Here is a 12,241-nt window from a genome sequence, read left to right as displayed (position 1 = left end):
TCCAGATGAGTCGGGGGAGGGTGCGATGGGCTTGCCGGAATTTCCGGTCGAGGGTGGGTGTCAGTGTGGCGCGGTGCGCTATCGGCTGAAAGCCAGTCCGCTTTCGGTCTACAATTGCCACTGCAAGGATTGCCAGCGCTTCTCGGGCGCCGCCTGGTCCATGTCGATGATCGTCAAGGACGAGGACTTCGAACTGCTGCCTGGCGAGATCGCGCAATATCGCCGTACGGCCGAGAGCGGCAATGTGATCGTCATGAATTTCTGTGCGCATTGCCACGGCTGGCTGTGGAACGACCCGACCTCGCCGGGCATCAAGGTCGTACGGGCCGGGACGCTGGACGATATGGACTGGGCCGCGCCGGTGGGAAATATCTGGACTGACAGCAAGGCCGCCTGGGTCGAGATCGATCCGGCGCAGACCAATTTCGCCAGGGGCGCGACTGACCGCACACCGCTGTTCGACGCCTGGACCAAATCGACGCAAAAGGACTACTGACATGGCCGCCGCCGAAGACATCGCGCTCGTCAAGAAACAGGAAAACGAGCTGGTGCTGGACCAGTTCGACGAGGCGGTCGCTTTCACGCTGGGCAGCGCCATCCGTGACCGGGCCGTGGCCGAGGGGCTGAGCCTGGTCGTCGATATCCGCACGTGGGACCGGCAAATGTTCTTCGCGGCCACGGCCGGCACCAGCGCCGACAATGCCGAATGGGTGCGGCGCAAGATCAATACGGTCCGCCGCTTCCAGCGCGCCAGCTATCGCATGGTGCTGGAGCGGGGCGAAGCGCCGTTCACCCCGCAATCGGGCGCCGATCCGGCCGATTATGTCATTGCCGGGGGCGGCTTTCCCATCCGGGTCAAGGGCGCCGGCATCATCGGGTGCCTGACCATTTCGGGCCTGCCCGGCCGCTCGGACCACGGCGTCGCGGTCGATGCGCTGTGCGATCATCTCGGCCTCGACAAGACCGCCTACACCCTGCCGCACGAATAGGTGCCCCCGATGAAGCTCAACTATCTGCTGCTTGACGTGTTCACTCGCGAGCGCCTCAAGGGCAATCAACTGGCCGTGGTGTGCAAGGCCGATGGCCTGCTCGATGGGGAGATGCAGGCCATCGCCCGCGAGTTCAACCTCAGCGAAACGGTGTTCATCCTCAAGCCTCAGGCCGAGCGCAACACCGCCGCCGTCCGCATCTTCACGCCCGAGGTTGAACTGCCGTTTGCCGGTCACCCCACCGTAGGTGCCGCGGTGGTTCTGGGCCTTCAGAACAAGGTGACGGCCGTCCGGATCGAGGAAAAGGTCGGACTCATCACGGCCTTGTTCGAGAAAGCCGACAAGCGCTCCGGCGAGGCGCGCTTCGCGCTGCCGCGCCTGCCGGTGCGAATCGCGTCGCTCGATGACCGGGCGGCGATGGCGCTGGCGCTGGGCATTGAGCTGGACGAACTGGGCTGCGGCCCTTACCAGCCGGCGGTGTTCAGCGCGGGCGTCGATTTTCATCTGGTGCCGGTGCGCGATGCCGGGGTGCTGGCGCGCATCGCCATCAATATGGGGCAGTGGAGCCACACCTTCCCACATGGCCACAACTCGGTTTACGTTTTCACCGAAACGCCCGCCGAGAAAGACAACGACCTGGCGGCCCGCATGTTCGCGCCGGGCATGGGGCTGGGCGAGGACCCCGGGACCGGTGCGGCGGCGGCGGCGTTGATCGGCTTGCTGTCGGAATATTCCGACATCGGCACCGGGCAGGCAGATTTTGTGCTGCGCCAGGGCCACGAAATGGGCCGGCCCTGCCGCATCACCATCCAGCTGCGCAAGGACAATGACGTACTGGTCCATGGCGGCATTGGCGGCCATGCAGTGATCGTTGCCGAAGGGGTGCTCGATCTCGGCGACTGAGCCTTTATTCCAGCAGGGAAGCTGCTAAGTTCCGAGGCAACTGCGTTGAGGGCGGCGTTATGGATATTCTGATAAATTTGTTGTTCTGGGTGCATTTGCTGGCACTGGTCGGCGGCGGTGCCAGTTCGGTCGCGATGCCGATTATCGGCAGCAAGCTGGCCACAGCCGATGGCGCTACTCGGGAAACGCTGTTCGAGATCGCCGGTCGTATTTCGAAAGCGGGCCGGGGAGCGCTGGGCGGACTCATCGTCACCGGCATCCTGCTGTTCTGGCTCAGGTGGAATTTCTCCGCGCCCAGCATGATCTGGTTTAGCGTCAAAATGGCGCTTGTGGTGGTGCTGCTCGGCTGCGTCATTGTCGGTGGCATCAACTTCAAGAAGGCGCGGGGCGGGGATGTGGCCGCAGCGGGTACGGCCCGCATGGCCGGACAAGTCGCCGGTCTGGCTCTGGCCGGCGTGATCCTTTCGGCGGTGTTCGCGTTCAACTGAGCGCCATTGACGTAGCAAAAAATCAACCTCTGCCACCGTGCGGGCTTGCACGCGGCAGAGGATTCGCGCATTCTGGCAGAAATCGGAACTGAACCCATGCAGCGCAAGCGCGCAATTGCCATTGCCATGACACAACGCCAGGAGCGCGTGCGCGTCCTGACGCTTGCTGCTGGCCTGCTGTTGCTGCCTGCTGCGCTTCTCCTCCTTCTTATCAGCCCCTGATCACCGGCAGCTCGGTAAACGAGCAGGTCGTCAGGGGATAACGCCACAAGCCGCACAGTAAATGTCCGGCCTGCAGAGCCGTCGCTCCGGGCCGACCGATAGGAATACCGATATGTCTGCGACCACCGACACCAATAAAGACCGCGTCTTCATCTTCGACACCACCCTGCGCGACGGGGAGCAATCGCCTGGCGCCACAATGACTCTGGAGGAAAAGCTCCAGGTTGCCGAGGCGCTCGACGATATGGGCGTCGATATCATCGAGGCCGGCTTTCCCATCGCCTCCAATGGCGATTTCGAGGCCGTCGTCGCCGTGGCCAAGCAGGTCAAGCGCGCCACCGTGGCCGGGCTCGCCCGCGCCATCAGCGCCGATATCGACCGGGCCGGTGAAGCGGTGCGTCATGCCCGCAAGGGCCGCATCCACACCTTCGTCTCCACCTCGCCCATCCATCTGGCCCACCAGATGAAGAAGACCGAGGACGAGGTCATCGAGATCATCGCCCGCACCGTGGCGCAGGCGCGCAACCTCATCGATGATGTCGAATGGTCGGCGATGGATGCCACCCGCACGCCGATGGAATTCCTCAAGCGCTGCGTCGAGACCGCGATCAAGGCCGGCGCTACCACCATCAATCTGCCCGACACGGTCGGTTACGCAGTGCCCAACGAGCATTTCAACATGTTCAAGACGATCATCGAGTCGGTGCCCGGCGCCGACAAGGCGATCTTCTCGGTGCATTGCCACAATGATCTGGGCCTGGCCGTGGCCAATTCGCTGGCCGGCGTCGCCGGTGGCGCGCGGCAGATCGAGTGCACCGTCAACGGGCTGGGCGAACGAGCCGGCAATGCAGCGCTGGAAGAGGTAGTGATGGCCCTGCGCACGCGCGGCGACGCCTTGCCCTATCACACCGAAATCGAAACCACCCATCTGGCGCGCGCCAGCAAGGTGGTATCGACGGCGGCCAATTTCCCGGTGCAGTACAACAAGGCGATCGTTGGCAAGAATGCGTTCGCCCACGAAAGCGGCATCCATCAGGACGGCATGCTCAAGAATGCCGAGACCTACGAGATCATGACCCCGGCCAGCGTCGGCATCAAGGCAACGACCCTGGTTATGGGCAAGCATTCGGGCCGCGCCGCCTTCAAGGACAAGCTGCGGGAACTGGGCTATGAGCTGGGCGATAATGCCTTCCAGGAAACCTTCGTGCGTTTCAAGGATCTGGCCGACCGCAAGAAGCATGTTTATGACGCCGATATCGTGGCGCTGGTCGATGACGAAGTCGGCTCGGTCGGCGACCGCATCAAGCTGGTCGACATGGAGGTCATCTCCAAGACCGGCGGCGTGCACAAATGCGACATGACGCTGAGCATCGACGGCGAGGAGACCAGCGTGACCTATGAGGGGACCGGTTCGGTCGACGCCATCTTCAATGCCATCAAGGAAGCCGTGGGCCAGGAGCCCCATCTGGTGCTCTATGCCGTGGACGGCGTCACCGGTGGCACCGACGCCCAGGCCTCGGCCCATGTGCGCCTCGAAATGAATGGCCGCATTGTCTCCGGCAACGCTGCCGAGCCCGACACCCTGGTCGCCTCGGCCCGTGCCTATCTCAATGCCTATAACCGCCTGCTCATCGAACGCGGCGCCTCGGCGCAAGGCGCCATGGCTGGCTGACATCGCAATCGTGCCCCGTGCCCCGACCTATCGTGGCCGGGGCGTGGAGGCCACATGGGATATGAATTGATCGAAGTGAGCGATCCTGCCGACTGGGTGGCTTACCACGCCATACGCCGGCAGGAACTGTTCGAGGCCAAGGGCCGCCACGGCATCTACGATCCGAACTATCCAGGCGAGCGTCTGCCGGGCATGTATCCCTATCTGTTCAAGCTGGATGGCTTGCCGCTGGGCACCACCCGCCTCGATATCCGGGACGACGGCACGGCCATTGTTCGCATGGTGGCCATCACTTCGCCTGAACAGCGTAAGGGACACGGCCGAGTACTGGCGCGGATGGTCGAGGAGCGTGCTCGCAGCTTTGGCGCGGCTACGCTTTTCGTCAATGCGGCGCCCACCGCTCTCGGATTCTATGAGGCGACCGGCTGTCATCGGCATGTGTGGGATGCCGCAGAGCTCATCGGCATTGCCAGCAACTGCATCCAGATGCGCAAGCCAGTCGATCATCACACGGCAACCGGGCTTCAAGGCTGATCTGTCCGTGCGCGACTTGCCGACGCGACCCATATGGGTCACCACTATCGTGCAGTCCAACACGGCAGAGCCAAGCTGACGATTCTTTCCGAAATCCGTGGCGTGCTGAGCGGGCTGGCCATCGTGGCGGTGGCGCTGTTGCTTGCTGTCAGCATCCCGTTCGGCATGCCAGGACAGGAATTGCTCAGCACCCTGCGCTTCCATCTTGGCATCGCGCTGTTGGCCCTGCCGCTGTTGCTGGCCTTGTCCGGCGCGCGACTGCGGGCGCTGGTCATGCTTGGACTGGTGCTGGCCAGCCTGGCGCAGGGCGCGGGCATGGTGTTCATGCAGCAGGGGCACCGTGCGGCATTTGCCGAACTGCAACCGAAGGCGGGCTTTCGGGCGCTGAGCTTCAACGTGCTCGCCGCCAATCCCCGCAGGGCCGACGCCGCTCGCTACATCATGGACAGCAATGCCGACGTGGTCGTGGTGATGGAGGCCGGTGGTCTTTACGGCTTGTGGCCTGAAATCATGCAGACCTACCCCTATCGGTTGGGCTGCGAGCCGGAGAACGCCTGCGACCTGGCCATTTTATCGCGCACGCCCTTCGTCAGCGCGCAGCGGCACCTGCTCTACGGGCTGGAGCGCTGGCGGCTGTCGCAGGCCACGGTCATGTTTGGCGGAGAGGCCGTTACGGTTGTCGGACTGCACCTGACCAAGCCCTATTTCGACCGTGTGGCCGAGCTGGAGCTCGTGCAGGCACGTTCGGTCATCGGCGCAATCGAGGGGCCGGTGCTGTTGATGGGCGATTTCAATGCGGCGGCCTGGTCGAACCAGGTGGCCGGTTTTGCCGCTGCGCTCGATCTGGTGCCGCCACCCACTTACCCGGCCACATGGCCGGTGGAGCTCGGGCCCTTCGGCGTGCCCATCGACAACATGTTCACGCGGGGAGCCGCCCTGATCCGCACGATCGGGTCGACGCCAGAGGCGTTCGGCTCCAATCATCTGGGGCTGCTGGCGACGGTGGAGCTGTTCTAGCGCGGTTGTGCGGCCAGCTTGGCCAGCACCTCGCCCAGCGCCCCATCCAATAGGGCCCGGTCAGTCTCCGTGCCGGCGCTGATCCGGATGCAGCGGTTGAGACCGGTCACGCCCGGCATGCGGATGAAAACGCCGCGCTGGGCCAGTCCGTCGACAATTGCCCTTGCATAGAGGCCATCGCGGCCGCAGTCGATGGCGACGAAATTGGTCGCGGTGGGCAAGGGCTCCAGCCCGTGCCGGCGGGCGATGGCGGCGGTATCGTCCAGCGATTGCCGCACCGCCGACATGGACCATTGCAGGTGCTGCTCATCAGCCAGCGCGGCGATGGCTGCTGCCTGGGCGACATTGCTGATGCCGAAATGGTTGCGGATGCGGTTGAAGGCCGAGACGTTCTGGCTATCCCCGAGCACATAGCCGACGCGGGCGCCAGCCAGGCCATAGGCCTTGGAGAAGGTGCGCATGCGCAGCAGGTTGGGGCGGTCGAGGTCCAGCGGGGGCAGGGTGCCCTGCGGCGCGAACTCGCCATAGGCCTCGTCCAGCACGATCATGGTCGTTTCCGGCACCGCGGCGATGAAGCGCTCCACCGAGGCAGCGTCCCACCAGCTGCCCATGGGATTATCGGGGTTGGCGAGATAGACCATGGCCGCTTTGGTATCGCGCGCGGCCCGGGCCAGGGCATCGATATCCTCGCGGTCACCGATATAGGGCACGGTGTGTATATGGGCGCCGTAGCCGGCGATATGGTAATTGAAGGTCGGATAGCCGCCCAGCGAGGTGACCACCGTCGCCCCCGGGGCCGCAAACAGCCGCACCGCCATGCCCAGGATGGCATCGACCCCTTCGCCCGGCATTACATTGGCGGGCTGAATGCCCAGATGGTCCGCGATGGCGACGCGCAGGTCGTGGTTTTCCGGATCCCCGTAATGCCAGCTCTGATGGGCGGCGGCGGCCATCGCGGCGATCACTGACGGCGCGGGACCAAACGGGTTCTCATTGGCGCCGATCCGCGCCTGCAGCGATACGCCGGTACGGCGTGTGATGGCCTCCGGCCCGACGAAGGGTACGGCTTCGGCAAGAACGGCGGTGATGGGCGACAGTTGGGGACGGGGCACGATCAGACGACTCGCTTGTGAAGGGCCGATCTTAGCGGTGCCGCGGCCCCACTAGCCAGCGCCTCCCGCAACGAGCAGGTAGATAGCGTAGATGACGATCCATGGCAGAATCGCCAGCGCCAGAATCGTCCAGCCGCGACCTCGCATCCTTGCCGGCTCCTCGTAGCTCACACAGCAACGGGCGATGGAAGCGGACGGTTCCAAAACGGTTTTGCACAGGACGCGGAAATGGTTGGCTGGCGCGAACGCGCTGAAACCGGGGCTTTCCGCGCAGACAGCAGATGCGTCGCATTTGCATTAATTGCGGCGGATTCTGGCAAGTTTGAGGAAGGCATGAGGGAGCACCCTCTGGCTCGCGTCACCTCCCTGGCGTTTCCAAACAAACGATTCCAAAGGAGCTTCGTGCAATGCCGCCCACCTATGTTCTTGCCCGAGATCACCTGCAGCGCGCCGCCACGATCCTGCAAGGTACCGACAGCCATTCGCGCCAATTGCGCTATATCATTGAACGGACCATCAACCTGATGGACGACGTGCGGCAGCCAGAGCCGACGCAGGCCAGCAATGTGCTGGATTTCTCGGCCTTCCGCGTAAGCCGTGCGGGCTTTGACTGACTGACCCTTGCGGTGCCGGTGATTTGGGCCGCCGACACCGCTGGTCCATCCGGTTCAGCTTCCCGCCTGGGTTTCCGGGCTGGGATTGGCAGGATCGGGCACGACCGTTATCCCCGCCTTTTCTGCCTTGGTTCCGCTCAGCTCGCGGTTGAGCGCGATCTTGGCTTCTTCGGTCAGGCCGTAGAGTGTTTCCAGATAATCCGGGGTGGCAACCCAGGCGCGCAGCTGCAAATTCACCGCGGCGCCCGAGAAGCCGTCCACATGCACGCTGGGTGTGGGGTCGGCGAGGACTCGTTTGTCGCTGGTGGCGACGCGCATCAGAATGTTGCGCGATTTGCCAATATCGATGTTGTCGGGCACGCTCACATTGACGTCGATGCGCCGCCGCGGTTCGCGGCTGTGGTTGGTGATCGCCGAGGACCAGAGCTTCTGGTTCGGCGTGAAGATATAGAGCCCGCTCGACGAGCGCAGCCGCGTGCCGAACAGGCCGATTTCAACCACCACCCCGGCCACGCCATCGCCCTGAATGAATTCGCCAATGGCGATCGGCCGCAGCCAGATCAGCATGATCCCCGCTGCAATATTGGCCAGCGTGCCCTGCAGCGCCAAGGCGATTGCCAGACCCGCCGCGCCCAGCACGGTGATGATCGAGGCGCTGGAGACGCCCAGCAGGTTGAGCGCGGTCACGATGGCAAAAATGAAGATGCCGTAGCGCGCCGCCTGTGACAGCAGTGGCGCAAAATTCTTGTCCACGCCATAGGCCAGGGGCAGCAATTGCCGGATGGCCCGGGCCGCCAGCCGGGCCAGATACCAGCCGGCGACCAGGATGGCGAGGGCAGCCAGCAGGCTGATTGCATTGGCTGCCAGCCAGGCAGCCGGTCTCATCAGAAAATCGGGAATGGTCATGCCGCCCTGGTTTGGCGACGCAATCTGCGTCTGCGACACTCTAGCAAACCATCGCGATGAGGAAAGTGGCAGCAGGCGCTAGACAGGGTGGAATCCCTTTGATAGAGAGGCGCCACTTTGGAAGCTCCAGTAAGGGGCGAGTAGCTCAGCTGGTAGAGCAGACGACTCTTAATCGTCGGGTCCACGGTTCGAATCCGTGCTCGCCCACCAAAGCCCCCCCCTCCCGCACATTGGTTGTATCGAGGCCACGGTCGCTCGCCGAAGGCTTGGCTATGACGGTGCAAGTCTGTCACCAAGCTGTCCGCAGGCCGGCAAACCGCCCGATTTCCTCAGACTTTGGTCGATTCCCACCGAGTTGGACTTCCCAGCCCGCGGGTGGAGCGCTATAGGGCGGCATTCCCTTCCTGCCCCTGACGAGGATCCCCTTCATGTTCGACCCGAGTTTCCTGAGCTCGCTGATCCAGGTCATCCTGATCGACCTCGTCCTGGCGGGCGACAACGCCGTGGTGATCGGTCTGGCCGCTGCGGGCCTCGCCTCCGACGTGCGCCGCAAGGCCATTCTGATCGGCATCCTTGCCGCGACCCTGCTGCGCATCTTCTTTGCCTTGATCACCACGCAGCTGCTCGCCCTGGGTGGCGGTCTGCTGATCGCGGGCGGCGTGCTGCTGCTCTATGTGTGCTGGAAGATGTATCGCGAGCTGACCGTCTCGCAGAGCGACGAGCATGAGGCGCAGGAAGCGCTCGAGGACCACGATACCAATGCCGATGGCACCGTCGGCGGCAAGGCACCGCGCAAGACGCTGCGCCAGGCGGTCATCCAGATCATCATTGCCGACGTTTCCATGTCGCTCGACAACGTGCTGGCCGTGGCCGGCGCCGCGGCGCACCATTTCGAGGCGCTGATCATCGGTCTGGCGCTGTCGGTGGTGATGATGGGCGTTGCCGCCACTTTCATCGCCGGGCTGCTGCACAAGTACCGCTGGATCGCCTGGGTTGGCCTGGCCATTATCCTGCTCGTCGCTGTCCGCATGTCGCTTGAAGGGCTCGGCGCCTTCGTCGCCATCCCGGAAATTCCGCTGCTCTATACCCCGCATGCCGTTGGGGAAGCCGCGGTGGCTGCGCATTAGCCTTTGGTAACCAGTGTTCCAAGTTTGCGGCATTTGCCGTGACGGAATAGGGATTTGATCACCTCGAAGGGCTAACTTCCCGCTCAAGTTCATGAGCGGGAAGTGCTTACGATGTCCCTCATCGCCGATCGCGTTGCCCACGAGGGCAGTGCCAGCCAGCCAATCCCGCGCGCCAGCGGAGTTGCCGCCACCAGGTTGCAGACCAGGATTGTCAGCGGTTCGGAGTGGGATCACACCATCGCCGGCTTCGACGAGGTCTGCCAGGAGCAGCTTCACGCCTTTGCGGCCACGCGCTGGCCTTCGGTCACGCAGGAGCCGATGCTGTTCCTGTCTGACGGGGAAGTGGTCGGCGGCGCGCTGGTCATGGTGCAGAAGCTGCCGCTGGGGCTGGGCAAGATTGCCGTCTCCAAGTGGGCGCCCATGCTCAAGGACAATGCGCACCCCGACGCCGACGTCATCCATGCGGACATGGTCGAGGCGATGGTCGCCGACTACGCAGACGCACGAGGGCACATGCTGTCCGTGCTGCCGCGCGCCTCGATCGGCCCGGTCAACCGTGAATATGAACGGCTGGAGGCCCGCGGCTTCAAGCGTGGTTCCGAACTCGGCTTTCCCAACCGCTATATCGTCAACCTGCGGCTCTCCGATGACGAGCAACGCAAGAGCTTCCAGCAGACCTGGCGGCGGCAGCTCAACAAGTCGGAAAAGGCGGGCCTGACATTCGAGCATGCCGCGCCCGAGGCGATCGAGGATTTCAACGCGCTCTATGGCGCGATGACCGATCGCAAGCAGTTCACCGATCATTCCGCCTATGAGACCGTGCCGGCGCTGATGGCTATCGACGTTCCTGCCTTGCGGCCGGAGCTGTTTTTTGTGCGCCATGAGGGCGAACTGGTCGGGGGGGCGCTGATCTTCAAGGCCGGCGACCGTGCCGTCTATCTCTATGGCGCCACCAACGACAAGGCGTTGCCGCTGCGCGCCGGCTATTTCATGCACTGGCATATTATCCGCTGGCTGCGCGATAACACCACCGCCACCTGGTACGATCTGGGCGGCACGGATGGCTTCCAGGGCTTGCATCAGTTCAAGAAGGGCATGGTGGGCGAGGCCGGTGTCATCCGCCCGGTGCCACCGGTGGCCAATTATGCCAGCAAGCCGCTGGCCTATCTGCTCGGCGCCGGGGCTTTCGCGGCGCGCGATGCTGTCTATCATGTCCGCCGCGTCATTGCGGGCTGGCGCAATCCCAAGACCTTGCCGACACAAAGGCGGGATGCCGACGAGTCCGCCGAATGAGCATGCATAAGCGTCTGGCTTCGCAATCCGGCATCATTTTCGGCGCTCGCCTGGGTGGCGCCGGGTTGATTTTCCTCGTGCAGGCGCTGATCGCCCGCATGTGGGGGCCAGAGCTGCTGGGCGAGTATCTGATCGTCATTGCGACGGTCAATCTCATCGCCGTGGCAATGCCGCTCGGCTTTCATACCGTGGGCACCTATTTCGCCGCCGAGTACCGGGCGCGCGGCGAGCGGCGGCAATTGGTCGTTTTCCTCATGCGTTCCTACGGCCATGTCGTGGGGGCGTTGCTGCTCTTGCTGCTGGTCGGGCCGTTGCTGCTCGGGCCTATGGGGCAGGGGCAGAGCGTGCTCGCCGAACATTTCGTTCCGGTCGTGCTGCTCGCCTTCGGCACCGCCCTGGTTTATGTCAACGGCGCCCTGCTGGTCGGGCTCAAGCGACCGTTTGCCGGCTTCTTCGCCGATACGATGTTCCGCCCGATGATCGTCATGGGCGGGTTCCTGGCGACCATGGGATTTGCCTCGCCCGTCGAGGGCCTTTCCCTCATGCTCTGGATCATCGCCCTCGGCTATGTTGCTATAGCCTTGGTGCATTTCGGCTTTGTGATCACCTCGCTGGACCGTATCCCCGATATGACGCAGCTGCGGCCGCGCGAGTCGCGCCGCTGGTGGCGCTTTGCCTTGCCCTGGGTGCTGATCTCGCTGGCCACCGATTTCTTTTTCGACATCGACCTGCTGCTGCTCAGCCACGCATTGAGCCGGGAGGAACTGGCGATCTTCGGCGTCTGCACGCGGCTGTTTTCGCTCATCTCCTTCGGTGTCGCGGCGGTCTACGCCGTTACCATGCCCGACATATTCGAGAGCCAAGCCAATGCCGACCGCGCGGCGTTCAAGCGCAAGGTAGGCGACGCCAATTTCGTCGCCAGCGTGATTTCCATCGCGCTGTTCGCTGGCATGGCGCTGGTGGCGCCGCTGTTGCTCATGCTGTTCGGCCCGAGCTTCTCGGCCGGCGCGGCGCCCCTGGCGGTGCTCTGCCTGGCACTGGTCGTCCGCTCGGTCATGGGGCCGGCCTCACTGGTCCTGTCCATCCACGACCGGCCCTATGCCAGCCTGCCATTCGTGGCCCTGGGCATCGGTTCGCTGGTGCTGGGCAACTGGTTGCTGGTGCCACCACTCGGCCTGATGGGGGCGGCTCTCTCGGCCATCATCGCCATTTCGGCCTGGTCGGTCGGCCAGTGGTGGATCGCCCTGCGTACCGCCGGGATGGACGTTTCCATCATGCAATGGTTCCGCAACCGGCGCCTGGCTGCGGTGCCGGCAGAATAGGGGCGGACGACGATTCTGCCTGGCTGGCAGGAACGCCTGCCG

14 protein-coding genes and 1 tRNA gene are annotated in these 12,241 nt (G+C 63.9%); 13 read left to right on the top strand and 2 right to left on the bottom strand.

The window, feature by feature from the left end; genetic code table 11:
• The first annotated feature begins 25 nt into the window (after nt 1-25).
• The 8 genes from V6M52_RS18475 to V6M52_RS18440 all read left to right on the top strand — a co-directional run bounded on the left by V6M52_RS18475 (nt 26) and on the right by V6M52_RS18440 (nt 5,825).
• Nucleotides 26-496, top strand: a complete 471-nt coding sequence (locus V6M52_RS18475) for a GFA family protein (protein WP_332702409.1) — start codon at nt 26-28, stop codon at nt 494-496.
• Nucleotide 497: 1 nt separating this feature from the next.
• Nucleotides 498-989, top strand: coding sequence for a heme-degrading domain-containing protein (locus tag V6M52_RS18470; protein ID WP_332686855.1), 492 nt, complete (start codon nt 498-500; stop codon nt 987-989).
• A 9-nt stretch (nt 990-998) separates the two neighbouring features.
• Entirely contained in the window at nt 999-1,892 is an 894-nt protein-coding gene (locus V6M52_RS18465) for a PhzF family phenazine biosynthesis protein (protein ID WP_332702407.1), read from the top strand.
• 59 nt (nt 1,893-1,951) lie between these two features.
• Entirely contained in the window at nt 1,952-2,380 is a 429-nt protein-coding gene (locus V6M52_RS18460) for a hypothetical protein (RefSeq protein ID WP_332686853.1), read from the top strand.
• 96 nt (nt 2,381-2,476) lie between these two features.
• Nucleotides 2,477-2,602, top strand: a complete 126-nt coding sequence (locus tag V6M52_RS18455) for a hypothetical protein (RefSeq protein WP_332686852.1) — start codon at nt 2,477-2,479, stop codon at nt 2,600-2,602.
• Nucleotides 2,603-2,714: 112 nt separating this feature from the next.
• Nucleotides 2,715-4,274 carry a 2-isopropylmalate synthase gene (locus tag V6M52_RS18450; protein WP_332702405.1) on the top strand — a complete coding sequence of 520 codons (1,560 nt, stop codon included), beginning with the start codon at nt 2,715-2,717 and terminating at the stop codon, nt 4,272-4,274.
• A 54-nt stretch (nt 4,275-4,328) separates the two neighbouring features.
• Nucleotides 4,329-4,808 (top strand): GNAT family N-acetyltransferase, encoded by a 480-nt coding sequence (locus tag V6M52_RS18445; protein WP_332702403.1) that lies wholly within the window; start codon nt 4,329-4,331, stop codon nt 4,806-4,808.
• 33 nt (nt 4,809-4,841) lie between these two features.
• Nucleotides 4,842-5,825 (top strand): endonuclease/exonuclease/phosphatase family protein, encoded by a 984-nt coding sequence (locus V6M52_RS18440; protein WP_332702401.1) that lies wholly within the window; start codon nt 4,842-4,844, stop codon nt 5,823-5,825.
• On the opposite strand, the gene V6M52_RS18435 is transcribed toward V6M52_RS18440, so the two are convergent.
• Nucleotides 5,822-6,940 carry a pyridoxal phosphate-dependent aminotransferase gene (locus V6M52_RS18435; RefSeq protein WP_332702467.1) on the bottom strand — a complete coding sequence of 373 codons (1,119 nt, stop codon included), beginning with the start codon at nt 6,938-6,940 and terminating at the stop codon, nt 5,822-5,824. The two genes, V6M52_RS18440 and V6M52_RS18435, sit on opposite strands and share 4 nt — an antisense overlap.
• 404 nt (nt 6,941-7,344) lie before the next feature.
• Here V6M52_RS18435 and V6M52_RS18430 point away from each other — a divergent pair, with 404 nt between their 5' ends.
• The gene (locus tag V6M52_RS18430) at nt 7,345-7,551 is read left to right on the top strand and encodes a hypothetical protein (RefSeq protein ID WP_332686847.1); all 207 of its coding nucleotides are present in this window, start codon (nt 7,345-7,347) and stop codon (nt 7,549-7,551) included.
• A 54-nt stretch (nt 7,552-7,605) separates the two neighbouring features.
• Here the strand turns inward: V6M52_RS18430 and V6M52_RS18425 are convergent, their stop codons facing one another.
• Nucleotides 7,606-8,496 carry a mechanosensitive ion channel family protein gene (locus V6M52_RS18425; RefSeq protein WP_332686846.1) on the bottom strand — a complete coding sequence of 297 codons (891 nt, stop codon included), beginning with the start codon at nt 8,494-8,496 and terminating at the stop codon, nt 7,606-7,608.
• A gap of 95 nt (nt 8,497-8,591) precedes the next feature.
• On the opposite strand from V6M52_RS18425, the gene V6M52_RS18420 reads away from it, so the two are divergent.
• The 4 genes from V6M52_RS18420 to V6M52_RS18405 all read left to right on the top strand — a co-directional run bounded on the left by V6M52_RS18420 (nt 8,592) and on the right by V6M52_RS18405 (nt 12,199).
• Nucleotides 8,592-8,667, top strand: a tRNA-Lys gene (locus V6M52_RS18420).
• 218 nt (nt 8,668-8,885) lie between these two features.
• Entirely contained in the window at nt 8,886-9,584 is a 699-nt protein-coding gene (locus tag V6M52_RS18415; protein WP_332686845.1) for a YjbE family putative metal transport protein, read from the top strand.
• Between the two features lie 111 nt (nt 9,585-9,695).
• Nucleotides 9,696-10,877, top strand: coding sequence for a lipid II:glycine glycyltransferase FemX (locus V6M52_RS18410; protein WP_332702399.1), 1,182 nt, complete (start codon nt 9,696-9,698; stop codon nt 10,875-10,877).
• Complete coding sequence (locus V6M52_RS18405; RefSeq protein ID WP_332702397.1) at nt 10,874-12,199, top strand: lipopolysaccharide biosynthesis protein; 1,326 nt, start codon at nt 10,874-10,876, stop codon at nt 12,197-12,199. Before V6M52_RS18410 ends, V6M52_RS18405 begins: the two co-directional genes overlap by 4 nt.
• Nucleotides 12,200-12,241: the final 42 nt, after the last annotated feature.

Source organism: Devosia sp., from assembly GCF_036676215.1.
GTDB lineage: Bacteria > Pseudomonadota > Alphaproteobacteria > Rhizobiales > Devosiaceae > Devosia.
The sequence above is the reverse complement of the archived record's forward strand: the minus strand, read 5'-3'. Positions and strand labels throughout refer to the sequence as shown.